Origin of the sequence: Sphingobacterium thalpophilum (assembly GCF_038396785.1) — a bacterium.
Lineage (GTDB): Bacteria > Bacteroidota > Bacteroidia > Sphingobacteriales > Sphingobacteriaceae > Sphingobacterium > Sphingobacterium thalpophilum_A.
Genome location: NZ_CP151087.1, coordinates 3,083,917 through 3,108,418 on the forward strand (window position 1 = coordinate 3,083,917; position 24,502 = coordinate 3,108,418).

Genomic DNA, 24,502 nt, shown 5'->3' on the forward strand with positions numbered 1-24,502 from the left:
TACCCATTATTACCTGCAGATAATGTTCATAATCACTGCAGGTAATAAATAATGATTCTACCACATATACAAAGTCGATAAAGCTCAGTTTTATGCCAGAAGAAAACGTAATAAATCAGAACGACTCCCTTGATCAAGGTGCATACGAGATTATTCGGAAGCGGCTTCTTACACAAAAAGAAGAGCTATCTATCAAACTCCAGCAACTAAATAATGCCCGCAAGGAAGTCTTTAATGCAACAAGTTTTATACTCAAGGCCAATCAACGGATCACCACAGAAAATAATTGTGTTGCTCGCGGTATTTTAGCCCTGGACAATCTATGTATATTCGGTTATAACGTCCATTTTGGGCTACGTACCGAAATTAAACTCGAAGATGTTTTCAGTGTATATACGTTCGAAAACAATCAATTTATCCCACAATCACTCGATCTGATCAATGATCCTAATTTCATTGGCGATTACCAAAATTTATATAAATACTATCGCGACTCGATCTTTTCCAAGTTTCGACGTACGGAAAACTATCTTTATATGATCTTTCAGACCAGCAAAAATCCTGCTGACCTGAAGGCATTCAAGTGGTTGATTAAAGACGGAACGCTCCAATATCAGGACGACCGCAGCATTCATGAGGTTAAATTGCCTAATCAGTTTGAGTTTGATTGGACGAAAACAACCTTAGAAGACCGTCGCCTCGGAAAACACCCGCACATTTCCATTAAGGACAAGATCTTTATAGAAGCAATCAATGGCGATATTACTTTCAAAATTGAAAACAATACCGATACGGGGAAAGGGATCTTCTCCGAAAAAGTGTCAAACGCCGACCAACAACTGGATGATGCGGATTACTACTATGCAGACCTTGGCAATTTGATTGCCGTTCGCATTAAACCGTATCAAGAAGATTTCCGAGCATTTGTCTTTAACCAACGGACAAAAGAAGTTGTGAACCTTAAATCACTTAATGAATCAGCCATTCTACTACCCGATAGTCAAGGAATCATTTTTTCTAACGGATACTACCTGCAGAATGGCACCCATAAAATCTTTGACGTCCAGTTTGACCAGGTTAGTTTCCTTAGACGCATAGCATCACCAAATGGCGAAGACTTTCTCTATATCTTTTGTCAGGAGGAAACGAATACCTACATCTTACTGTCTTATAACATCATTCAGCAGCATGTCGAAACTCCGATCATCTGCAATGGCTTCACACTTTTCAAAGACGGTAGTTTAATTTACTTTCACACAGAGGCTGAAGCAACAAGGCATCATCAGGTTCAGATTTGGGAAACCCCTTACATGGCCGTACTCAAAGAAAATGAGCTAAAAAAAGACGATCCGCTTTATAAGGTCGGTAATAAACAGATCGTACAAGCCATGGCCGAGGCACAAGAAGTCATACAGCTCATCAAAAAAGAAGACAGTTATGAAGGTCTTTACGAGGATATACTCAAAAAATCGACGGTTCTGCTTGACTCTTATTTTTGGATAAAGGATGAAGCCTTGTCAAATCTTGGGCAGCCTCTGGCACAGATCAAAGAGGTCGCCAATACGGCAATTGACGAATTTGTTAAGGTCCAAGCCCAACGTAAATACGCCACAGAGCTCAATAGCAGTGCCGAGAAAAAAATGGAAGAGCTTACCTTTTCCATCAATAGTACAGTAGTCGAAAAGCTTGATCAACTTGTTCATCAACTGGCAGATTCACGTCGTTTACAGGGCGAAATCATTGACCTCAAAAATGTCAAATATATTGATGTAGTCCGCATCGATGCTTTACTCGATAAACTACAGTCAATCACCACCGAACTCGCCGAAAAGACAATTGCCTTCTTGCTTCGCGACGAGGCTTTACACCCCTATGAGCAGAAAGTGGAGCAACAGAAAAACAATGTTGCTGCAATTATCAAAGTCTATGACGCCAAGGCGATCGAGGAAGCCAATTCGGCTATATCGAGTGAGCTGGAGCTCTTGATCGATATTCTAAACAGTTTAAAAATCGACGACTCCACTCAAACCACCAAAATCATCGAAAAGATAGCTGTTATTTTCTCGTCCCTGAATGAAGTCCGTGCGCAGCTTACACGCAAACTCAATTCATTAAAAAGTACGGAAGCCATTGCAGAATTTTCAGCCCAGCTTACGCTACTGGAGCAGTCTGTCACCAACTACCTTGAACTCTCTACGACAACAGAAAAAGTAGACGAGTATTATACCAAGGTCATTGTTCAACTGGAAGAACTTGAAAGTAAGTTCTCAGAATTTGAGGACTTCGCCCTGAAAATAGCAGATAAACGCGATGAGATCATCAAAGCATTTAATTCCCGCAGAGAGCAAATCGTTGAACAGATCAACAAACGAAGCTCTTCACTCGAACAAATTGGCCTTCGTGTATTAAAGAATATCGAAAACAAGTCAAAGACATTTGCAACGCGTGAGGAAATCCTAAGTTTCTTTGCTTCAGATTTGATGATTGACAAAATCAGACAACTTGTACAAGAACTGCAAACGCTCAGTGATGTTTCAAAAGCTGAAAATCTTGAAAACCTACTCAAAAAATCTCAAGAGGATGCATTGCGCATTTTACGTGACAAGAATGATCTATTTGTAGATGGAGAGAACATTATTGCGCTTGGCAAGCATAAATTTGCCGTCAATAGTCAGTCACTCAGTTTAACGCTCGTACGCAAAAATGACGAAATATACTTCCATCTTACCGGAACGAGCTTCTATCAAAAAGTCAAGGGATCCGAGATTGAAAACTTTAGAGATATTTGGGATCAGGAACTGATTTCCGAAAACAAAGACGTATACCGGGCTGAATATCTCGCCTATAAAACATTTCTTGCTTCTAAAGGACAGCAAGATTTTGATGCCAACCTGTTTATCAATCAGACTGTCGAGCAAAGTTATTCGGAAGGTTATGTCAAAGGAGTGCATAATTTTGACGCCCTGGTAATCTATGATACCATAAAACAGCTTGACAGCAAGCTTGATCTTTTACGTTACGATGCTCATTTGCGTGCTATGGCGCAGTTGTTTTGGCATTCACTGGCCCAAGACCAACAGGAAAAACAAAAGGCGTTGATCCAATCTACACACTCGGTATTAAAAGCATTTCCAAATTCCACACGCTATCAATCTGTCGTTGACGAACTCACAACATTATTCAACAATTGGGACACTCATTTGGATCGCTCGACAATTGATGGAGAGGAGATCGCGAGCTATCTTTTCCAGACTTTCACAAGCTACAGCAAGTTTGTCGTCAGTGAGCAATCGGATGAACTGAAGAAGGCTTTCATCAGGTTATTGGAAAACAAAAAGAGTTTCAAACTCTTTGAAGCAGATATTCAGCATACACAATTTAGTCTCGTAGACCGTTTCTATTTGACTTTAAATTGGCTAAATTCTTTTATCGACGAGAACAGTAATTACCAGGCTTTCCACAAGTACATTGAGGAAACTGCAGTCACACTTCTTTATCCAAAAGATGAATACCAATTGATCATCGCCAAAGACAATGCGCTCATCCAGGGATTAAAGGGAAATCATCCGATCTTGAACAATGGAGAAGAACAGATTCAATACCATCAATTTCTGAGTAGGTTGAAGACATTTGCAGAATGGAATGCCCCTCGTTTTCAAGAATTCGCTTCTTTGAAGGAGCAGCTTGGAAAAACATATGCCAAGGAGCTGAAAATCGGAGAATTTGAACCAAAAGTCTTAACATCTTTTGTCCGAAATAAGTTGATCAACGAAGTTTACTTTCCATTGATCGGAAATAACCTGGCCAAACAACTTGGAGCAGCTGGCGACAATAAACGTACCGCCAGAATGGGTATGCTTCTTCTCATTTCTCCTCCAGGTTACGGAAAGACAACATTAATGGAATATCTCGCGAAAACCATGGGTTTACATTTTGTAAAAATCAACGGACCTACAATTGGGCATTCCATTACTTCAATTGATCCTGTGGAGGCGAAAACTTCTGGTGAACGTGAGGAACTTAAGAAGATTAATCTTGCCTTCGAAATGGCCGACAATGTGATGCTCTACCTCGATGATATCCAACATTTGAATCCGGAATTCCTACAGAAATTTATTTCATTGGCAGACGGACAACGTAAGATCGACGGTATTTTTGAAGGCGAGAGTAAAACATATGATTTGCGTGGGAAAAGATTCTGCATCGTAATGGCTGGAAACCCCTATACAGAAAGCGGGTCTAAATTTCAGATTCCAGATATGCTTGCCAACCGTGCCGACGTCTACAATCTGGGGGATGTGATCGGTGATACCGAAGCACTATTCAATCTAAGCTTGATCGAAAATGCGGCAATTGAAAACAGCTACCTTGAAAAAATAGCAAGCAAATCCTTCAACGATTTTTATGCTTTAGTGAACTACGCGCAATCAGTGGTAGACCAACTTCCCGATTTAGAAGGCAATTACCTGAAGCAAGATATCGATGATTTTATAACGGTATTAAAACATGTATTAAAGATCAGAAATGTTGTCATCAAGGTCAATCAAAATTATATTCAAAGTGCGGCCATGCAAGACAATTATCGAACAGAACCGCCGTTCAAAATGCAAGGATCTTACCGGAATATGAGCAAGCTCATTGCGCAGATCGTGCCCATGATGAACGATGAGGAGATTGATCAGGTTCTCCTCGCACATTATGAAAGCGAGTCACAAACCCTTACTGCCGATACAGAAAGTAATCTTCTAAAATTGAAAGAACTCGCCGGATTGATAAACAATGTGGAACAAGAACGCTGGGAACACATCAAACAAATCTTCCGCAAGAACAATAAACATGGTGGTTTGGCCAAAGATGATAAGGTGTTTGCACAAATGCAGGACTTTAATGAAAACCTAGAGGGTATCATACAGGCCATTCGTGCTTATAAGAACTAATATTTAACATTGCTATTCCAGTGGACTTTACCTATGTATTCAGCTGGAATAGCAGTATTTCTGATACGAGTACTGTCAAATATTTTTTAAGCATTAGCTATTTTTAGGTTGATCAATGATTATCTTTGATAGTATCAAATGATAGTATCATCATAATGAAACCACCGTATATTATTACAAGTGAAACTTTAAAATTAGTTAGTTCTATTTCAGAAAGAATAGGAGAAATTAATGCTGCTCATTTATATAAACCCAGTACGGAGCTACGAAAAAAGAACCTATAAAATCGATTCAATCGTCTTTAGAAATCGAAGGTAACACGTTAACTGAGGAACATATAATGAAAACAGCAAATCTATATTTAACATTCCGCTATACATTTAGTTCTTCTTGCTGACATTCGATGATATGATCACCCTTCTCAGGATATTTAGTATGATATTTCGTTTCCATAATTGTTTTGCACTCTATTGTACTATTTCATTAGAACCAAATAATACGACCATCTTCTGCGCGAAGGCTATTTTAGTAATGTCCAATAAACGTTCAAGTTCCACCATATCTGGAATGTGACGTTTCATACGTAATGTATCTTCATTTAAATCTTCAAAATCGGCTACACGCCAATTTATATAAGCATCAATATCTTTCTTGATCTGCCCCCGTAATTGTGGTAGTACTCTCGCTGCCATTTCTTCAAGTTCCTTACATGGGCGATTTAAATTCGGAACATTTAATGAAAAAGTATCGATTACCAAACGGTAAATCTGTTTTAAACAAGACGATAAAAGGGTATGGGCAAGATCCGCAACCATTTTTTCATCACAAAGCAGGGTGTTACATTTTTCTAAAAAATGCTCGATTATCTTAACCCTGTTATTGAACTTAGACCAGAAATTATCTTTAAAATTTTCCAGAGCCCCCCCCATCGGGTTCTACCAAACGATAGGGACTTCCCGAAAACACCAAAAATTTAGATCGACAATGGGCAATATTGTAAAAGCACCCGTCTTCCATTTCAGCTTCCCATCGGTCTCCCGAAAAGATATTAAACACGAGGGTACTCTGCTTCAAGCACACCAACTCAAGAATACTTTTTACGATTATCCGCCCTTCACAGCCCCCGAAGAGACTGTAAATATGCCAAAGTCGTCGATTAGCATACGTTCCTTAACGACTCCATTGTAGGCCATCAGACGGTCTAATTCTTTCTGCGAACGACGGCGCATCACCCAGTCTTTTTTCTGATGACTGTTTAACACGTAAGCAATCATCTTTAACTGTGGATGCCATGGCTGTCCAGTATAAACCAAATGACTGCTTTCTTCACAAATCGAAGTTGCACCTTTTACAGCCCTACTTGCCATTTCATTGTCACCAAAAAGTTCAAAGATACCTGAGATAATAACAATATTAGGCTCAAATTCCAGCTTGGGATAGGTAGCCGGATCAAAACAATCGTAGTTGGTAAATCGTATTCCCTGCAATCCATTTCTACGGATAATCTTCTCTCCTACCGCAATATTTGACAACAGGAATTCATTAATCACGATTTCGGCCTCGGGATATTTTTCTTTAATATCAAATAAGTAATTTCCGGTCCCACCCGCAATGTCCAATATCTTAACGGTTTTTCCAGCAGCTTTAACTTTTGTTATATGCTCTTCCAGCAACTGTAACAAGTGTTGTTTTCGAATGCGAATTCCTTTCCAGCCGATGGCCTCCAGATAACCACGGTCGAGGATACGCCCAAAGCGATTTTTACCCTGCGATTCATTGCGATAGACGTAGTCCAGCGATATCCCAGAATCAAATCCAAACTGCAGGCCTAAATTCATTCCTTTACTTAAGGAACCTATTTTACCCAATGCCCATTTTTGGACCGCATAATTCAATTTTTCACCCGCAGGAAGTAACTTATGGTATAATTGTTCATACTCTTTCACCGAAAACTCATCGGGTTCAAGCGTCAACTCAGGGCTTTGTCGGGCATAGGCCTTGTCGATAAAGTTTCGCAGATACTGGTAAACTTTCTGCCGGTTTGTTTCAAATAGAACCCCATGGTAGAAATTACGTAATGTAATAAAGGTCTTCAACTTTGAAGCAATTGTCACAAAGAATTTTTTCTGTACCGAATTTTTGACCACATAATCTTTTTCAGCAGAAAGGACAATCACAGGAATATCAATCGCCGCAGCGTCTTCAACGATACGCTCGCCAGCTTTTAATAGATCAACCAACAAAGCTCCATTGATAGATTTGGAAATCAAAGGATCGGCATCGTAAGCCTTCTGCTGATCGATATCGTGAGTCAACACTTTAGATTTGACATAACTCTGGATAATCAGATCTTTTTTTAGCTTTGTTCCCAAAGCAATCATCTGATTTGCCAAGGGCACATATAATTTAATTTCAAATGCAGGTGCCAACAATGCAATACCAGCGACTTTAGGAGCAAAATCATGTACCCAGGCACTGACAACAACTCCTGCAATACTATTGGCGATAACGAAAATGTCTTTCGAATCAACCAAATATTCTCGGCCTATATAATGAACGAAACTATCTAGATCCCGTACATAATCCATAAAGATCGGTGAAACTGGTTCTTTCGTATAACCATGTCCGCGCAAATCAAATGCAAAGATTGAATGATCGGCAAACTGTGGATCCGTAGCCATCTCCTGCAGACGTTCCGAATGCTCATGCCCACGGTGCAACACGATCAATGCCGGCTGTCCGGCCTGATAATTCCAAACGCGATATAATAACTCCCCTTGATCAAAACTCTTGAAGTAACCTGATTTCATGTATAATTTTACTGACTAATATCAAATAGTATATTTAACAACAAAGATCATGCAAATGACCGTCTAGCTATTTCTCTCGACTAGCACCTCCATCAACTTAAGTGCATGTTTATGCAATACAAAATGCTTATTATGAGATTTAACCAAATCTATAGCATCTATTGAATCTAAAGATAATATTTTTTGTGACAATAGAACAGCAAAAATCATACTCCTGTTGTAGCCCATTGTACAATGTATAATCATATTTTCACCTCGCTTCAATTGCTGATAACTGATGACGAGTGCAGCCAATATCCTTTCGGCATCAGCCAGCGTAATTGCCGCTATATCCAACAATGGAAATGAATGATAGTTTTCCTGCACATGTAGGATCGCTATTTCTTCCAATTCTGCAGCCAGGTCAAAAACAACCAGATGCTTATTCAGACCAAGCACACGGAGATCTTCTGCTGTCGTCCTCGGGCCTACATAACAACGCGGTAAAATCTCAAGCAATGGCGGATTATTACGACGTCTTACGAATCGCCACAACAACCAATAAATCCATTGGTATGGGCTATAAAACAATTTCTTAAAGCCGGGTATCCAACCTTTTTCATTTTTCAGAAACGTTGGATTATTGATAACATAATTTCTTCCTACCGCAATACAGACTAAGGATGGCCAACACAAAAGATATAATCCAAATGCATGAGTCCCGCCCCACAATGCCAGTAAAAGTAAACACCAGCCGATGGCGTAGTAAACGTTGCCAATTCCCTGGTTTCTACGACAAACCTCGGCCTCCAAGTCTAATTTCGTCTTTTCGTCTAATTTCATCTTTTCGGTTCCGGGCAAAAAGGGCAACCCCGCCGCCTTTAGTGTAGATGATGCGCTGTCATGAAGCAATCCCGATGGAGATGGGAATAGGACAAATCCAACATGAGCCAGAATCAACGCGGTCAACACATCCACCAGATGGTGCTGATAAACAGTGAGTGTAGCAATCCCCATGAATAGCAACCAAATCCCCACTACCCAGTGTGTCCAGCCTTTTAGCTGCCTACCGAGCACAGACCAAAACAGACATGCATACGCCACATGCAGCGAAGGTGCTTGATTAAATGGAGAGTCATGCTTACTTAAAAAGGTGAAGAAGAATTTAAAAACAGGATGCTCAACGCTAGGCCTATCAAAAGAAAATCGCAAGGGAAAAATAAAAAAACAACAAATAGAGACGATGGTAATGAAACTGAAACGCTTCGTATAGACCCAAAGCTCTTCTCGACTTCGACAACAGAAAGGAACCAAAGCGAAGAACAGACCGCTACTCATGTAGGGGATAATCATCCAAGAAACGAACGGCATAAAGTGTTCAAAAGGAAACGTAAACGAAGATACAGTAGCCTGATTTGCAGCATAGACCGCAGCAGCAGAATAAGTCAACTGGAAAAATAGCGTACAATAAAGGAAAACAGCAAATTGCAGCCCCCTATTTTTCAGTCGTTTTTCATCCATTTGGCCTTCCTTGACATAATTTTATTCAACACTATATTTGGAAGCAGTCCCAGAGATGCCATCAGCCACTTCATACGCTTCGGAAAAACGACTTGCTTCTTCTTCTGTTTGATAGCTGTCATTATACGCTGTGCTGCATTGTCTACAGGGATTAAGAACGGCTTTTTAGACAAATCTTGCTTATTGAGGGCTCTCAGTTTATCTGTATCAACATAGCCCGGAGCAATAACAGTAACCGCAATTCCATATGGATAGAGTGCCCTACGATACGCATCAGCCACTTGGATTGCAGCACGCTTTGTCTTACTATATAGGCTTGAATTGGGAAAATGGAGCGTTCCCGAAACTGATGCAACGATTGCAATTTGTCCTTCCGACTGACCTTGCATAGCAGTTCTTGCCGCTTCAAAACAATTTAAAGTGCCCACCATATTGACCTGGAGCATAGCCACCGCCTCCTGATAGCTTATTTGTTGAGCAACGTCATCCGCGTAACTCCCTGTACAATTGATAAAGAGGTCTAAAGGCATATGCGCACAAAATGAACTGACTGCATTTTGCAGGCTGCTCAATTGACATACATCGACTTCAAAACTTCTGATGCTATGTCCCCAGGAATATGCTGACATTTTCGTCAGATCGCGCCCACATACCGCTACCTCTGCTCCTTGATCAAGATAACGCTTGGCCAAAGCAAGGCCTATTCCACTTGTACCACCGGCAATAAATACTTTCATTTCAATGAATTTAATGTCGCCTCATAACCATAGTTCCATTGCGCTTCCATCGCTTCCGCAAATTCTTGTTGATCAATCGGGAAAGACAGCGTAACTTCAAATTTAGACCAATCAATTCCTTTTTTACAGTATTTCCCAGCTAATTGTTCCGCGGCATCCTGTGTATCAATCCAATGTGCATACGGAAACTGCTGTTCCAAATCTGTTAATCGTTTATTTCCGCTAAAGCCTAATACTGCCCGAACCAACGCTTCTTCTTGCGGTTTATAAGGTTGTTTTCGCTCACATATGATGTTTTGAGCAAGCGACTTTGCTAGCTCCATTGGTACAAGATCAATTGCTCCACCCGTATAATAGGTTTTATTGGAGCATACAGGTTCAATATAAAACATATCGGACATCGAAATACGGGCCGCCTGTAGCATAGAAAACTCAGCACTCAAATGAACCGCTTTAGCCACTGCACTATGCTCGTAATTACTAGCCGAAATTCCTATTGCCTCAACGGGCACGTTTGCCAATACATCCTGAGTTCCCATCAATATCTTTTGATAGAGTTTTCGGTCCCCACGCCGCTGCCCAACTTCAGACGGACTGAACAGCACTTTAGCGCCGACCACAAGTGCTGGAATTGCTGTTGAAAATGGTCTATCCAATGTAGGCAATAGTAAGGAAAGATCCTGTTCCATATGGACGAGATAGCGATTAAAAACGTCTTCAATAAAGGGTGCCCGTTTCTTATTAAACTGTTTTTTCAAAACATACACGCCCAGCCTCCCCAAACGACGCTGTTCTGTAAGCCGATGATGCAGGAAAAACTGATAAAACTCGTCTGATTGCAGATAGGACTTGCGAGCTTCATGTGTAGCAAAGGCCTGTATAACAGCCACTGCCATTGAACCACCGCAGCTCGCGATAAGCAGATCTGGCTTTAAGCCCAGCTCATCCAGCGCAGCGTACATACCAAGATATAGACTGAACCGAGTTCCACCCCCCGAAAATAAAACAGCACGTTGATAAGCCATCAGATTGAAATTTTAGTTAGCCTTCTCACTACCACATTCATCAAATCCTATTAATTCCCCAACAACAGGATAATCAAAGCATAAAACAGGGGCGCATTGAAGATCAGACTATCGATACGATCCAATAATCCACCATGCCCAGGAATTAATGCCCCAGTATCTTTCACTCCTGTCTTTCTTTTCAGATAGGAAAAAAGGACATCTCCCCAGAATCCCAAAATACCGAAAAACAAACCGAACAACGAAAAGTATAGAAAATTCTGAAATGGCAGTAAGAAATAGCCCAATAAATTACTCAGTATAATTGTTAAGCTGATACCGCCCACACATCCCGCAATTGTCTTATTTGGACTAATACGCGGAACGATTTTACGTTTGCCAAAAAACTTACCCATCAGGTATTGAAAGACATCATTCAGTTCCGTTAGCACAACAATATATCCGATTAATTTTAGTCCTAGGAACGTGTTGCCATCCATTTTAATGGATCGGATAAAAGCTAAATGACTAAATGCAAGCAAACAAGCTACCGTGCCCAAAAACAGCCCGAATACAGCTATCTTCTTAACCTTTAAACCATACTTGAAAAACAAAGCAGTCCCCAAACACAAGAAGCTAGCCAACAATAGATATGCTCGATAGGAACAAAAGTATAGGAGCAACACTTGCAACAATGCCATGCAAAGAAACACCAATGGATGCGTCTTACATTCAGGAATAAACATACGAGCAAACTCGCGCATCCCTTGAAAGGTTATCCAGGCCACAAACAAGGGTGATAGTGTCGCTGGAACGAAGGCAACCGCCAGTACCAAGACAATATACCCCCAGCTTCTAACTCGAACAGGAACATCTGCGAATTTGCCGTTGGCATCAGCCATGTGCCAAAGCCTTTCTCAATCGAGTTACCGAACTCAAAAGTAAGAGTAAGCATAAAACACCAAAAATATAACCTGAAACAGTAACCATTGAAATATGCAATAATGCTAAAATTCCATATACCCCCAACAGCAAAGCACGATCACTTTTACCCATCGGCCCATCGTAACGACGATCATTGGCAATCACCTTCCCGATCAATCCACAAAATTCATTCACAACACTTAATACGATAAAAGCGACGATCAGATATATGCTTTCCGGATGAAACTTCAGCAAAGGAAAAAATAGCACGACATCCGAAACAATATCTCCCACTTCGTTCAAGACTTCGCCCGTCTTGCTAGTCTGATTAAAAAGTCGTGCCATCATGCCATCCAAGGCATTCAAAGCCATTCGTAATAACAATCCGATTGGCAGGGCCAAAAAGAAAATCGGGAAACGATCAGCATACCAAAACAGTAAAGCAATGATCAAAGACAATACAATAGATCCGATCGTGATCTGGTTTGCCGTTACCTTTTTTCGATGTAAAAAGTTCAAGATCGGCATCAGCAACTGCTGAAATTTTGGTTTTAATTTATAAACAGAAATCATCTCGCGCTAGCTGTAATTTATTTTTTCATTTTTTTTTTTTAAAAATTTGCATAGTGTAATATATACACTATATTTGTGTCATCATAATTTAGGTTTATAATTGGTTATTTAAGGTTTTCATTCTCCCCGTTTGGAAACCTTTTTTTTTGCCCTAAATTACCGATTACCATCTTCCACCGGCACCACCCCCACCAGAAGATCCGCCACCAAAGCTTCCTCCGCCACCACTACTACTAGATCCTCCGCCAGAGCTACTCGATGTTGAGCGCACTTTAACTGGAATCGAGTGTTCACCATGAGATACCCGATGTCCACAATTCTTACATAAGTCAAAGCGTTCCTCCAATCCCTGCGAACTATAAGTTGCTGCACGTATCGTCTTGGTACGCCCTTTCTCAAAAGTTCTATAATGACATGCAGGACATTCACTGAACCCAACATTCTCATCCCAGGGAACCAGCTTTGTTTCATTGTTCGCCTGATCTATCCAGATTTCGTACGAACGGCTACCGATTTTTTCCTCCAAAAGCTGCCCCTTATCCAGGTACGCACTTTCACGGGTAGATACATCATCCTTATTCATGCGCAACCAGCGACCAGATTGATCTGGCGGCATCAATCGAAGTTGATTCTTCCGAATGCGCTTGTTTAATCCAATGAGATCAAATAGTGCCAATGGACTCAGTAATAGCGGAACCAAACCCCAGACGCGAAATTTACGTAGGGCCTTTTGAATATTTTCCTCATCCTGATAGGAATTAACAATTTGCGTGCGGCTTGCATTGTATTTCATCGCCAGGGTAATACTACCAAAAACAACTATAAAATAAGGTAGATTTTTCCACTGATAGACCTTCTCAAAATTATTGAGGGCAAATGCACAGATAAACACCGAGATAAACATTAATATCCCCATACAGCCACATCCACTGACTAAAGGCGGAAAATATTTACTTTTTTTGGTCAACTTTCCTTTGATCGCTCGCGTCACCTCGCCCAACCAGATATAACAGATCGCAAATAAACCTAAAACCAACAGTGAATTTCGCAGAATAGGACTTTTAAAGCTCCAGACCGGCGTTGCCTCTGGCATCAAGCGTTCCAGCTCGGCCTTACTATCCGGTGAGGTAAGTATTGTCTTAATAAATTCTGCGGCCTCCTTAACACCGCGGTCGTAATCTTCATTCCTAAAATTGGGTACGAGATATTTTTCGCCAATACGTTTTAAATAGGCATCGGGCAAAATACTTTCCATACCATACCCTGTAATAAAACGGTATTCATGTCGGTCTTTAGCAATAAACAACAAAAGCCCATTGTTACTTTCCTTCTTACCGATACCCCAGGTATTGAATAATTTTAAGGCAAATTCGAAATCACTGTCGCCAACATAATCATTCACAACAACGATTGCAAATTCACCTTTTGTAGCAGCCTCAATCTGCGTCGATAAGCCATCTAATTCGGCCACTGTACCCGAGGATAGAATCCAATCAGGATTGGAGACAAAATAATCCTGTCCCTGTAATTTGGGGCTTGGCAAATTGTCGACGGTATAGGCGATAATTTGCCCGAAAGCTGACAGCCCGGGGAGGCAGCTTCCTACCCAAATCAATAAAAAAATATAAAAACGATGTAATCTCTGCATAGTTTTAGAACAACAAAATTTGGCTCATTGTCACGATATTAAGAAAAAAAAACCAAACAAAGGTTTTCATCAAAAAAAAGCCCATAATCAACCGATTATGGGCCTATATAATTCAATATTCGTTTAAGACGCTCTGTCCTATTAATGTATCCTAGCAATATGAAACTTTCCCATTCGCTGTCAATGACCAAGCCAGTGTAAAATCAAGACACCGATCAACCCAATAACAGAAACGAGCGTTTCCATCACCGTCCATGAGCGAAACGTATCCTTCATGCTCACTCCAAAATAAGATTTAAACATCCAAAACCCCGGATCGTTGACGTGTGAGAACATGAGACTACCCGCTCCCGTCGCTAGCACCATTAATTCAGGAGTAACCTCTCCTCCCTGCACAATGGGAAGCATAATGCCCGCTGCCGTGAGCCCAGCAACACTAGCCGAACCGATAACTAGGCGAATGATACCGGCTATTAACCATGCAAGCACAAGAGGCGACAAGCTCAGGTCTGCGGTTAGGTCAGCGATGTAATTCGCTACACCACTATCTACCAAAATTTGCTTGAAAGCGCCTGATGCTGCAATGATAAAAAGGATCATCATTATCCCGCGGATTGCTTCTTCCACACTTGCTGACTGCTCCCGCAAACTTTTGCCTTGGCGGATACCCATTGTGTACATCGCCATTAGCGATGCAATCATTAAAGCCACCACCGGGTCACCCAAGAAACGTAGTGCCTTCAGCCAAGAGGAGCCTTCTGGAAATATTAGATGGGAAAATGAACCAAAAGCAATTAAAATTATTGGAAAAAGCCCCGTAAATATACTAATTGCAAATCCGGGAAGCTCTTTTCGATCTGCTTGATTGTGTTCAGGAAAAAACTCCGTGGGTGGGTTGGTCGGAATGCGCTTAAGCATCCTGCCAAAGAGCGGTCCACCGATAATTATGGCAGGAATTGCCACAACAATGCCGTACGCCATTGTTAAACCTATATCCGCTTTGTAGGTAAGCGCTATGGCCGTAGCTCCCGGATGTGGAGGCAAATAACCGTGTGTCACGGACAGCGCTGCCAGCAACGGAATAGCGACGTAAAGCAAGGGCATTTTATTGGAAGCACATACCATGAAAACGAATGGTACTAAGACGATAAAACCGACATTGTAGAATAAGGGAATTCCTACTAAAAAGCCCGTGAGAACCATTGCCCAAGGTAAGTTCTTTTTGCCAAATACAGCAGTTAGCACCGTTGTAATCTTTTCTGCAGCACCACCCTCCGCCATCAATTTCCCCAGTAGAGACCCGAAAGCCAACAATAGTGCCAACTGGCCCATAGTTGTACTCACTCCAGTTTCAACAGATTTAAGGATATCGACGGCACTCATATTCATCGCAAAACCGACCGCAACAGAGGTTATCAGTAATGAAAAGATCGTGTTTAACCTAACGACAGTGACTAAAAGAAGTAGTAAAGCTACTCCCAAAATAACGATGATTAGAGGCATAATAATTTATATCTAGTTAAAACTCATCTTCCAATAAATGGTACAGGCGTTCAAATTTTTGGAAGTTTCTAATATATACAGCGTGATTCTCCACACTCGGTTTATAACAGTTCTCGGTATCTTGCTTTCCTTCCGTTTGTTTGTTTTTTATAGTAGGACCACCTCCATGTATGCCCAAGGCTTCCAAGCCTATCAATGCTGCTCCCCATGCAGAACTTTCTACTGTATTTTTGGTAAATACAGGTTTATTGAAGATGTCTGCAAGCATCTGCACCAACAACGATGAACGCGCTAAGCCGCCGCTTGCAAAGATCGTATGAATGGGACCGGTGTTCTCCTCTAATGCGAGTCCTACACTGTAAATTGCAAACAACATCCCTTCCATCATGGCACGTGCAAAGTGCGCCCTGCCGTGATGCAACTGTATTCCAAAATAAACGCCTTTTGCATTGGAATTCCAATGTGGTGCCCGTTCACCAGTTAGATAGGGCAAGAATATCAAGCCTTCCGCCCCGGGAACGACGGAGTCGACCAAAGCATTTAACGACGCAGAAGGATCTCCATCTGCTTCCATTTGGGTAATTTCGCACAAAAAGTTGTCTCGAAACCAGTTGCGTAATACACCGCCATTGTTAACCGCACCACCAATTATATATTCATTTGGTCTCAGTAGATATGTAAATAGTCTTTGTTTTTTCTCTTGATTTGCCTGCGAACTTGCTACGCGAATAGCCCCACTGGTACCGATTGTTACCGAAGCCACTCCGGGACTTACAGCCCCTACCCCGAGATTAGCCAAACAACCATCGCTACCACCTATAACAAAAGGGGTATCTTCAGCGATCTGCATCAAGGCCGCAATTTTTGGGCTAGGCATATTTAAAATATAATCGACCGGAACTGGAGATGCTAGCTGTTCTTCCGATATGCCCGCCAAGCTTAACGCCTGATCAGACCATCTTAGGTGATGTATGTCGAAAAGCCCTGTTGCAGATGCAATGGAATGATCGACCACGTAAACTCCAAAGAGCCGGTAAAAAAGAAATTCTTTGATACCGATAAACTTGTGCGACTGCGCAAATAATTTTTGATCTTTGGACTTTATCCACATTAATTTGCAAAGCAAAGACATGGGATGTATTGGTGTACCCGTCTGCTGATAAAGCAGCCTGCCTACCTCACTTGCCTCCAAGGCAACCGCAATATGCTCACTTCTTCGATCTGCCCATATAATGCAGTTGCTAAGTGGCTGTCCCGCCGAGTCAACAGCGATCAGTCCGTGCATAGCACTGCTCACCGAAATACATACGGGTTTCGGTATCTCAGTACGAGATTGCCTTAAGCTAATCATTACATACCGAATAGACTCAATACATGCTGCATAAACAATCTCCGGATCTTGCTCGTACCAGCCTTCCGACGGGTTTAATATAGGATAAGATATACTATGCTGGGACAAGATGTTACCTTCGTAGTCAAATGCAACAGCTTTCGCAGATGATGTCCCAATGTCTAATCCAATGATCATAAATAAAATTGATGTTTAGGAGAACTCAATATACGGATTATCTGTTAGTTTACAACTAAAGGCTCAATACCAGCGAAGTAATTCGAGCGAGAGAAGCGCCACATACCGATCTGCTGATAATTGTCTTTCATAGTATCAACATAAACGGTAAATATCAACTTAGAAAAACGGTATTAAACGATAAGCATAGATAAAAAGAATAACTAAGATTTTGGAATAGTTGGACTCGGCGTAGTGGTATTGATCGGGAAAGTATCTGTCACACGCTTTGGGATTAAGGGAAAAAAGCTTGAAGATTCAATTCATCTTAATTTAAAACGCGAAAAAGCGGCTTTTATATCAAAAAGCCGCTTTTTATAACTGAGCCCCTATCGGGTTTTATACTACGTTTATTTAGATGCTAACGTTCAATATCCTTTAAGCTACTCATCTTCTTGTATTCCAAGAAACCTTTAATATCTTCAAAATGCTCCCGTACGCGTTTATTTCCGAATTCAAAGACTTTCTCTGCCAAACCATCCAAAAAGTCACGGTCGTGTGAAACAAGGATCAGCGTACCATCGAAATCTTTCAAAGCATCTTTGATAATGTCCTTTGTCTTCATGTCCAAATGGTTTGTCGGCTCATCGAGAATCAATACATTTACCGGTTCCAACAACAATTTTATCATTGCCAGACGTGTTCTTTCTCCTCCGGACAGCACTTTCACCTTTTTAGTTGTATCATCACCACTAAACATAAAGGCTCCTAAAAGATCTTTCATTTTAACACGCACTTCACCTACAGCAATTTGATCAATGGTATCAAAAACGGTCATCTCTCCATCAAGCAATGCGGCCTGATTTTGTGCAAAGTAACCAATTTTTGCATTGTGCCCTACTTTCAGCGTGCCTTCGAAATCGATTTCCCCCATAATTGCTTTGATCATGGTCGATTTACCCTCACCGTTTTTCCCGACAAAAGCGACCTTTTCACCACGTTCGATGACCATATTTGCTTTTTGAAATACGACGTGTTCATCATAAACCTTGGTTAGATCCTCAACGATAACAGGATATTGACCTGAGCGCGGGGATGGTGGGAATTTAAGACGCAGTGCGGAAGTATCTACCTCGTCGATCTCAATGATTTCCAATTTCTCCAACATCTTTACACGCGATTGCACCTGCAATGTTTTAGAATAGGTACCTCTGAAACGATCGATAAACTCCTGATTGTCCGCAATAAAGCGTTGCTGCTCTTCGTACGCTTTTAGCTGATGCTGGCGACGCTCCTGACGTAATTCCAAGTAATGACTATACTTGGCACGATAATCATAAATCCTTCCCATCGTCACCTCGATGGTCCGATTGGTGATATTGTCGACAAATGCTCTGTCGTGCGAAATAACGATAACTGCTTTAGCCGAATTGACCAAGAAATCTTCCAGCCATTGGATACTCTCGATATCCATGTGGTTGGTTGGCTCATCCAATAGAATCAAATCCGGCTTTTTCAATAATATTTTAGCTAATTCGATACGCATCCGCCAACCACCGGAAAACTCAGAAGTCTGTCTTGTAAAATCCGAACGCTCAAAACCGAGCCCCTTCAGGACCTTTTCAACCTCTGCATCATAGTTAACTTCCTCAATCGAATAGAACTTTTCACTTAATTCGGATACGCGTTCGATCAATTGCATATAATCGTCAGACTCATAGTCTGTTCGGATATTTAATTGCTCATTCAGGTTTTCCAACTCATCACGCATACCATAGACTTCTTCGAAAGCCTTTGATGTTTCTTCAAAAACAGTCACGTTATCCTCTGTTAACAAATGTTGCGGTAAATAGGCTATAATGGCATCTTTCGGACCAGCAACATTACCTGTAGTAGGTTTACCCACTCCAGCGATAATTTTCAGTAAGGTGGATTTACCGGCACCATTTTTACCCATCAATGCGATCTTATCATTCTCATTGATGGAGAAAGATACATCTGAAAAAAGAGTTGTTCCCCCAAAGGAAACAGAAATATTATTTACGTCAATCACTGTATATACACTTAATTTTGGCACAAAGATAAGCGAATCAATCTTATAAATAGACAATGGTGCATTTTTGTGTATCTTTGCCCCATGCGTTTTGATATTATTACGGTCTTACCTGACCTCTTGGAAAGTCCATTTGCACACTCTATTTTGCAACGAGCAAAGAACAAAGGCTTGGCTGAAATATATGTCCATAATTTAAGAGACTATTCAACAAATAAACACAAAAGTGTCGATGATTATCCGTACGGGGGCGGATCGGGCATGGTCCTTCAAATAGAACCCTTTGCCAAGTGTATTGAGGAATTGCAGTCTGAACGGGAATACGATGAGATCATTTACATGACTCCCGATGGTGAAACATTCAATCAGGATATTGCGAACGGATTATCGACAAAAGGAAATATGATGATTCTCTGTGGGCATTACAAGGGAATAGATCAACGTATCCGTGATATTTATGTAACAAAGGAGATTTCTGTAGGTGATTATGTATTGTCTGGAGGTGAACTTCCAGCGGCGATTGTTACAGATGCTGTGATCCGTCTGATTCCCGGAGTTTTGTCGGATGAAACATCCGCGCTTTCAGATTCTTTTCAGGATGGATTACTTGATGCACCTATCTATACACGCCCTGCAGACTGGAAAGGCCACAAAGTGCCTGATATTCTCCTTAGTGGTCATGAGGCAAAAATCGCTGCATGGAAAGATGAACAACAGTTAAAAAGAACACAAGAAAGACGTCCTGATTTATTAAATGATTAAGAAATAAGGTGAATTTTTGTTTTTTTGTCACAAAAAGTTTGCTTATTTATTTTTTTTTATAAATTTGTGTAATAATGACACGAAGATATACAAATACAAATTGGTGGTGGCCTGAAGCAATAAGCATCGGGAACTAATTGGTATTGTCATAATATTTCATAATCAACCAAAACCATTTATGGAAATTCCAACCCCGATGCTGACCAGTATCGGGGTTTTTTTATGCATAGTTTACAACAAGAAGATAAGACACAAAAAATGAAGTATACATTCAAAACAAAAACCAGAAAGTTGCTCGCGGATACAACTACACCAGTGAGCATCTATCTTCGCCTAAGAGATATCTTTCCAAACTCATTGTTACTGGAAAGCTCCGACTACCATAGTCGCGACAACAACATAAGTTACATCTGTTGTCAACCAATTGCCGGAATCCAGCTCGATGAGAAAGAGCTGACGCTCACTTATCCGGGTAGAGAACGTATCGTAAAAAATGCGCACGAAATCGAATTACGTCAAGAAGTTTCCGATTTTAGAAATTCCTTCGAAGATCATACAATTGCTGAACTTAACTTGATCTCCAATGGCCTATTTGGTTACTTCACCTTCGATTGTATTGAACACTTTGAGGACATCAAACTAACAACAACGGTAGATCCGGCACGGAAAATACCGTTTATGCAATATCATGTTTACAAATATGTCATTGCCATCGACCACTTCCGTAATCAACTCTATATTTTTGAACATCTGCTGGATGACGAAGAATCAGAACTTGAAAGAATGCAGTTCCTTATTCAGAACAAAAACTTCCCTGAATATACCTTCAAACTAGCTGGCGAGGAAAGCTCCAATCGTACCGACGAAGAACACCGTCAGTTGGTTAAGAAGATGAAAGAGCATATCCAACGTGGTGATGTATTCCAGATCGTTCCATCCAGAGGCTTTAAGACACCGTTCTCCGGGGATGAATTCAATGTCTATCGTGCGCTCCGCTCCATCAACCCTTCGCCCTATCTTTTCTATTTTGATTTTGGTGACTTTAAACTTTTCGGATCATCGCCTGAGGCTCAACTGCGTATCCACGGGAAACAAGCGACGATTTTCCCTATTGCAGGAACATTCAAACGGACAGGCAACATGGAGGAAGATCAAAAAATAGCCACCAAGCTCAAAGAAGACCCTAAAGAAACTTCCGAACATGTTATGCTCGTCGATCTTGCCCGCAATGACTTAAGTAGACATTGCACCCAAGTTAAAGTTGAGTCCTACATGGAACCACAATATTACTCGCATATTATCCACTTGGTCTCCAAAGTAACGGGCACATTAAAAGATAATATCAACCCATTTGACATCGTAGGTGATACATATCCTGCGGGTACGCTTTCAGGTGCTCCAAAACATATGGCGTTGACATTGATTGATCGTTATGAAGGATTACAACGCTCATTTTATTCGGGTGCAATTGGATTCATGGGTTTTAACGGAGACTTTAATCATGCCATTATGATCCGGTCCTTCCTAAGTAAGCAAAACACCTTACATTATCAGGCCGGTGGCGGTATCGTACTAGATTCAGACCCCGAAATGGAGCTACAAGAAGTAAATAACAAAATTGCTGCGCTACGAAAAGCATTACAATTAGCAGAAACATTATGATCAGACCATTGGAATACTGTGTCAACAAGCAACATATCCATGATTCGGTAGACACCATTGACAACCGCATCGTTGAGCTATTGGCATTACGAAAAACCTATATCGGCAAAGGCAAGTCCTTCGAGGATGAGCAAAACGAAGAGCAGAATATCATTCGGAACCTGGACAGTAATTATGTCCTACTGGCAAAAAGATTTCATTTGCCAATCGAATTTATTCAGTCTATATTCCAGGAAATTGAAAATTATATTAATCAAGATTTTATAGCAAAAGGTTATGAGCAACAATAAAATAGTCGTTATAGACAACTACGATTCGTTCACCTACAACTTGGTCCATTTGTTACAGGAATTAGATCAAGAGTATGTTGTATGGAGAAATGATAAATTTAAACTGGAAGATATTGATGCTTTCGATAAAATACTTCTTTCGCCGGGCCCAGGTATTCCAGAAGAAGCTGGATTATTACTTGATGTTATCCGTACCTACGCTCCACATAAAAGTATATTGGGTATTTGCTTAGGCCAACAGGCTATTGCAGAAGTCTTTGGTGGTACACTATTCAATATGGAAAAACCTTTGCATGGCGTAGCAACAAATATTACTGTTGTTGATGAGTCAGAGAAACTGTTTCGGGATTTCCCAAAAGATTCCAAAATTGGACGCTACCATTCTTGGGCTGTAAACAAAGACACCCTACCAGCTAGCCTCAAGGTAACGGCGATCGACGAGAATGGCATCATTATGGCCTTAACCCATACCGAATACGATGTAAGGGGAGTGCAGTTCCACCCAGAGTCGGTATTGACCACAAATGGTAAAAAATTAATTGAAAACTGGTTGGGAATCTAACAGCTAAAAAAATGACTATACTTGATAAAATCATTGAACGAAAAAAAATAGAAGTAGAAAAAGCAAAAGCTTTAGTTCCTTTTGAGGAACTATTAAACTATCCCTATTTCAGTGTGGCTTGTCTATCGTTGAGAGAATCTATTCTTGATCCTGAAAAAACAGGAATTATAGCGGAATACAAAAGAGCATCGCCATCAAAAGGAGACATCAATAGTACTTCAGCAGTGGAAGATGTTGTAAAGGCATACGAGGAGGCAGGTGCTTCGGCAGTCTCGGTTCTTACTGATAGCGAATTTTTCAAAGGCAATTTAGAAGATCTATCGAAAGCACGCGAGGCTATTAGCATTCCTATCTTAAGAAAAGAATTCATCGTGGATAAATATCAGATCACCGAAGCGAAAGCTTATGGAGCAGATATCATCCTTTTAATTGCAGCATGTCTGAAAAAGGAGGAAATACAGGAATTTGCAGCCTATGCACACCAATTGGGTTTAAATGTTTTACTTGAGGTGCACAACGAACAGGAACTGTTGGATAATCTTTTCGATGACATTGACGCAATTGGTGTCAATAATAGAAACCTTAAAGATTTTTCTGTCGACATTCAGCATTCTTATGATCTCCTGAACAAAATACCAACAGAATATATTAAAGTGTCTGAGAGCGGTATATCTGATCCTTCGACAATTAAAGCTCTAAAAAGAGCTGGATTCCAAGGATTTTTAATTGGTGAAAATTTCATGAAGACAGCCGATCCTGGACAAGCTATCAAAGAATTTGTAAAAGAAATATAAGGAAATCAAACCCTGACGTTAGGAAGACTATACTTTCACTTAACTCTGAATTTGGCGGGGTTAGCGATTCGAACGGTCAACGTTCGACAGGATCTGAAGAGATCAAAAATCGGCTCTAAACTCGTGACAGTTAGCTAACTTTATACTAATGCCAAATTTTGTACCTTTGTAAAAAATTATCGAAGATGTCGGTCAAGATTGGTGAAAATATTGATTTGGGTAAATTCCCATTGTTATTAGCTCCGATGGAGGATGTAAGTGATCCTCCGTTTCGCTATGTGTGCAAACAGAATGGTGTTGATTTAATGTATACTGAATTTATTTCCTCGGAAGGCTTAATTCGGGATGCTGCAAAGTCAATTCAAAAACTTGATATTTTTGAATATGAACGTCCTATTGGCATTCAGATCTTTGGTGGAGATATTGAAAGTATGCGTCAATCTGCTGAGATCTGCACAAAAGCAGGGCCTAATTTAATCGACATCAATTACGGCTGTCCAGTTAAAAAAGTAGTCTGTAAAGGAGCTGGTTCATCCCTGCTACAGGACATCGATAAAATGGTTGCAATGACAAAAGCTGTCGTTGAGGCTACGGATCTACCCGTAACGGTGAAAACACGTCTTGGCTGGGATGACAACACAAAAAATGTATACGAAGTTGCCGAAAGGTTACAAGATGTGGGGATCAAAGCACTTGCGATTCATGGACGTACGCGCGCGCAGCTGTATAAAGGTCAGGCGGACTGGTCTATGATTCGTGATATCAAACGCAATCCGCGCATCAAGATTCCAATTTTTGGCAATGGCGATGTAGACTCTGTCGAAAAAGCTGCGGCATGGCGGCAGGAGTTTGAAGTGGATGGCATTATGATTGGCCGTGCAGCAATCGGATACCCCTGGATCTTTAGAGAAATAAAACATTTTTTCAATACTGGTGAGCGTTTAGAAGGACCAACTATTGCCGAACGTGTCGAGGTTTGCAGAACACATCTGAACAAATCCATTGAATGGAAAGGTGACAAATTGGGTATTTTTGAAATGCGCAGGCATTATGCGAATTACTTCAAAGGAATCCCCAACTTTAAAGAACACCGAATGAAATTGGTTAGCCTTCAAAGCCAGGCAGAGATTCTTGAGGTACTTCATGAAATTGAACACAATTTCTCGGCAGAAATGGTATAATCCTGAAGTCTACGATTTATAAAGAAAAAGGTCGTGCTAAGTTAACATTAGCACG

At 40.8% G+C, this 24,502-nt stretch carries 18 protein-coding genes; 7 read left to right on the top strand and 11 right to left on the bottom strand.

The genetic code is table 11. From position 1 onward, the window contains the following. Nucleotides 1-92: 92 nt before the first annotated feature. Nucleotides 93-4,937, top strand: coding sequence for a DNA repair ATPase (locus tag AACH28_RS13690; RefSeq protein WP_341830740.1), 4,845 nt, complete (start codon nucleotides 93-95; stop codon nucleotides 4,935-4,937). Between the two features lie 467 nt (nucleotides 4,938-5,404). Here the strand turns inward: AACH28_RS13690 and AACH28_RS13695 are convergent, their stop codons facing one another. The 11 genes from AACH28_RS13695 to AACH28_RS13745 form a co-directional block, all read right to left on the bottom strand. Further along, complete coding sequence (locus AACH28_RS13695) at nucleotides 5,405-5,866, bottom strand: hypothetical protein (protein WP_341830741.1); 462 nt, start codon at nucleotides 5,864-5,866, stop codon at nucleotides 5,405-5,407. Between the two features lie 174 nt (nucleotides 5,867-6,040). Then, nucleotides 6,041-7,747 (bottom strand): bifunctional alpha/beta hydrolase/class I SAM-dependent methyltransferase, encoded by a 1,707-nt coding sequence (locus AACH28_RS13700; protein ID WP_341830742.1) that lies wholly within the window; start codon nucleotides 7,745-7,747, stop codon nucleotides 6,041-6,043. Nucleotides 7,748-7,810: 63 nt separating this feature from the next. Beyond that, complete coding sequence (locus AACH28_RS13705) at nucleotides 7,811-9,247, bottom strand: phosphatase PAP2 family protein (protein WP_341830743.1); 1,437 nt, start codon at nucleotides 9,245-9,247, stop codon at nucleotides 7,811-7,813. Further along, the gene (locus AACH28_RS13710) at nucleotides 9,229-9,984 is read right to left on the bottom strand and encodes an SDR family NAD(P)-dependent oxidoreductase (RefSeq protein WP_341830744.1); all 756 of its coding nucleotides are present in this window, start codon (nucleotides 9,982-9,984) and stop codon (nucleotides 9,229-9,231) included. The genes AACH28_RS13705 and AACH28_RS13710 overlap by 19 nt, the downstream gene beginning before the upstream one ends. Next, the gene (locus tag AACH28_RS13715) at nucleotides 9,981-11,009 is read right to left on the bottom strand and encodes a patatin-like phospholipase family protein (protein ID WP_341830745.1); all 1,029 of its coding nucleotides are present in this window, start codon (nucleotides 11,007-11,009) and stop codon (nucleotides 9,981-9,983) included. The genes AACH28_RS13710 and AACH28_RS13715 overlap by 4 nt, the downstream gene beginning before the upstream one ends. A 50-nt stretch (nucleotides 11,010-11,059) precedes the next feature. After that, nucleotides 11,060-11,890: a phosphatidate cytidylyltransferase gene (locus tag AACH28_RS13720; RefSeq protein WP_341830746.1), complete on the bottom strand. Its 831-nt coding sequence runs from the start codon at nucleotides 11,888-11,890 to the stop codon at nucleotides 11,060-11,062. Then, the gene (locus tag AACH28_RS13725) at nucleotides 11,883-12,485 is read right to left on the bottom strand and encodes a CDP-alcohol phosphatidyltransferase family protein (RefSeq protein WP_075990835.1); all 603 of its coding nucleotides are present in this window, start codon (nucleotides 12,483-12,485) and stop codon (nucleotides 11,883-11,885) included. Before AACH28_RS13725 ends, AACH28_RS13720 begins: the two co-directional genes overlap by 8 nt. 163 nt (nucleotides 12,486-12,648) lie before the next feature. Beyond that, nucleotides 12,649-14,133, bottom strand: coding sequence for a TPM domain-containing protein (locus AACH28_RS13730; RefSeq protein ID WP_341830747.1), 1,485 nt, complete (start codon nucleotides 14,131-14,133; stop codon nucleotides 12,649-12,651). Nucleotides 14,134-14,313: 180 nt separating this feature from the next. Then, a complete protein-coding gene (locus AACH28_RS13735; RefSeq protein ID WP_341830748.1) occupies nucleotides 14,314-15,636 on the bottom strand; it encodes a gluconate:H+ symporter in 1,323 nt (440 codons plus the stop codon). Nucleotides 15,637-15,652: 16 nt separating this feature from the next. After that, complete coding sequence (locus tag AACH28_RS13740; protein ID WP_341830749.1) at nucleotides 15,653-17,164, bottom strand: gluconokinase; 1,512 nt, start codon at nucleotides 17,162-17,164, stop codon at nucleotides 15,653-15,655. A gap of 400 nt (nucleotides 17,165-17,564) precedes the next feature. After that, nucleotides 17,565-19,196, bottom strand: coding sequence for an ABC-F family ATP-binding cassette domain-containing protein (locus AACH28_RS13745; RefSeq protein WP_075994613.1), 1,632 nt, complete (start codon nucleotides 19,194-19,196; stop codon nucleotides 17,565-17,567). Between the two features lie 84 nt (nucleotides 19,197-19,280). Here AACH28_RS13745 and trmD point away from each other — a divergent pair, with 84 nt between their 5' ends. The 6 genes from trmD (at nucleotide 19,281) to dusB (ending at nucleotide 24,447) form a co-directional block, all read left to right on the top strand. Next, entirely contained in the window at nucleotides 19,281-19,958 is a 678-nt protein-coding gene (trmD, locus tag AACH28_RS13750) for a tRNA (guanosine(37)-N1)-methyltransferase TrmD (protein ID WP_070561607.1), read from the top strand. A gap of 258 nt (nucleotides 19,959-20,216) precedes the next feature. Next, a complete protein-coding gene (locus AACH28_RS13755; RefSeq protein ID WP_341830750.1) occupies nucleotides 20,217-21,620 on the top strand; it encodes an anthranilate synthase component I family protein in 1,404 nt (467 codons plus the stop codon). Continuing rightward, nucleotides 21,617-21,910: a chorismate mutase gene (locus tag AACH28_RS13760; protein ID WP_075990830.1), complete on the top strand. Its 294-nt coding sequence runs from the start codon at nucleotides 21,617-21,619 to the stop codon at nucleotides 21,908-21,910. The genes AACH28_RS13755 and AACH28_RS13760 overlap by 4 nt, the downstream gene beginning before the upstream one ends. After that, nucleotides 21,897-22,472: an aminodeoxychorismate/anthranilate synthase component II gene (locus tag AACH28_RS13765; RefSeq protein ID WP_341830751.1), complete on the top strand. Its 576-nt coding sequence runs from the start codon at nucleotides 21,897-21,899 to the stop codon at nucleotides 22,470-22,472. Before AACH28_RS13760 ends, AACH28_RS13765 begins: the two co-directional genes overlap by 14 nt. 11 nt (nucleotides 22,473-22,483) lie before the next feature. Further along, nucleotides 22,484-23,266 carry an indole-3-glycerol phosphate synthase TrpC gene (trpC, locus tag AACH28_RS13770; RefSeq protein ID WP_075990828.1) on the top strand — a complete coding sequence of 261 codons (783 nt, stop codon included), beginning with the start codon at nucleotides 22,484-22,486 and terminating at the stop codon, nucleotides 23,264-23,266. Between the two features lie 185 nt (nucleotides 23,267-23,451). Further along, entirely contained in the window at nucleotides 23,452-24,447 is a 996-nt protein-coding gene (gene dusB / locus AACH28_RS13775) for a tRNA dihydrouridine synthase DusB (protein WP_046674816.1), read from the top strand. The last annotated feature ends 55 nt before the right edge of the window (nucleotides 24,448-24,502 follow it).

Coding starts and splice junctions, on each gene's coding strand:
- AACH28_RS13690 (WP_341830740.1), top strand. CDS start 93: ATGCCAGAAGAAAACGTAATAAATCAGAACGACTCCCTTGATCAAGGT.
- AACH28_RS13695 (WP_341830741.1), bottom strand. CDS start 5,866: ATGGGGGGGGCTCTGGAAAATTTTAAAGATAATTTCTGGTCTAAGTTC.
- AACH28_RS13700 (WP_341830742.1), bottom strand. CDS start 7,747: ATGAAATCAGGTTACTTCAAGAGTTTTGATCAAGGGGAGTTATTATAT.
- AACH28_RS13705 (WP_341830743.1), bottom strand. CDS start 9,247: ATGGATGAAAAACGACTGAAAAATAGGGGGCTGCAATTTGCTGTTTTC.
- AACH28_RS13710 (WP_341830744.1), bottom strand. CDS start 9,984: ATGAAAGTATTTATTGCCGGTGGTACAAGTGGAATAGGCCTTGCTTTG.
- AACH28_RS13715 (WP_341830745.1), bottom strand. CDS start 11,009: ATGGCTTATCAACGTGCTGTTTTATTTTCGGGGGGTGGAACTCGGTTC.
- AACH28_RS13720 (WP_341830746.1), bottom strand. CDS start 11,890: ATGGCTGATGCCAACGGCAAATTCGCAGATGTTCCTGTTCGAGTTAGA.
- AACH28_RS13725 (WP_075990835.1), bottom strand. CDS start 12,485: ATGATTTCTGTTTATAAATTAAAACCAAAATTTCAGCAGTTGCTGATG.
- AACH28_RS13730 (WP_341830747.1), bottom strand. CDS start 14,133: ATGCAGAGATTACATCGTTTTTATATTTTTTTATTGATTTGGGTAGGA.
- AACH28_RS13735 (WP_341830748.1), bottom strand. CDS start 15,636: ATGCCTCTAATCATCGTTATTTTGGGAGTAGCTTTACTACTTCTTTTA.
- AACH28_RS13740 (WP_341830749.1), bottom strand. CDS start 17,164: ATGATCATTGGATTAGACATTGGGACATCATCTGCGAAAGCTGTTGCA.
- trmD (WP_070561607.1), top strand. CDS start 19,281: ATGCGTTTTGATATTATTACGGTCTTACCTGACCTCTTGGAAAGTCCA.
- AACH28_RS13755 (WP_341830750.1), top strand. CDS start 20,217: ATGAAGTATACATTCAAAACAAAAACCAGAAAGTTGCTCGCGGATACA.
- AACH28_RS13760 (WP_075990830.1), top strand. CDS start 21,617: ATGATCAGACCATTGGAATACTGTGTCAACAAGCAACATATCCATGAT.
- AACH28_RS13765 (WP_341830751.1), top strand. CDS start 21,897: ATGAGCAACAATAAAATAGTCGTTATAGACAACTACGATTCGTTCACC.
- trpC (WP_075990828.1), top strand. CDS start 22,484: ATGACTATACTTGATAAAATCATTGAACGAAAAAAAATAGAAGTAGAA.
- dusB (WP_046674816.1), top strand. CDS start 23,452: ATGTCGGTCAAGATTGGTGAAAATATTGATTTGGGTAAATTCCCATTG.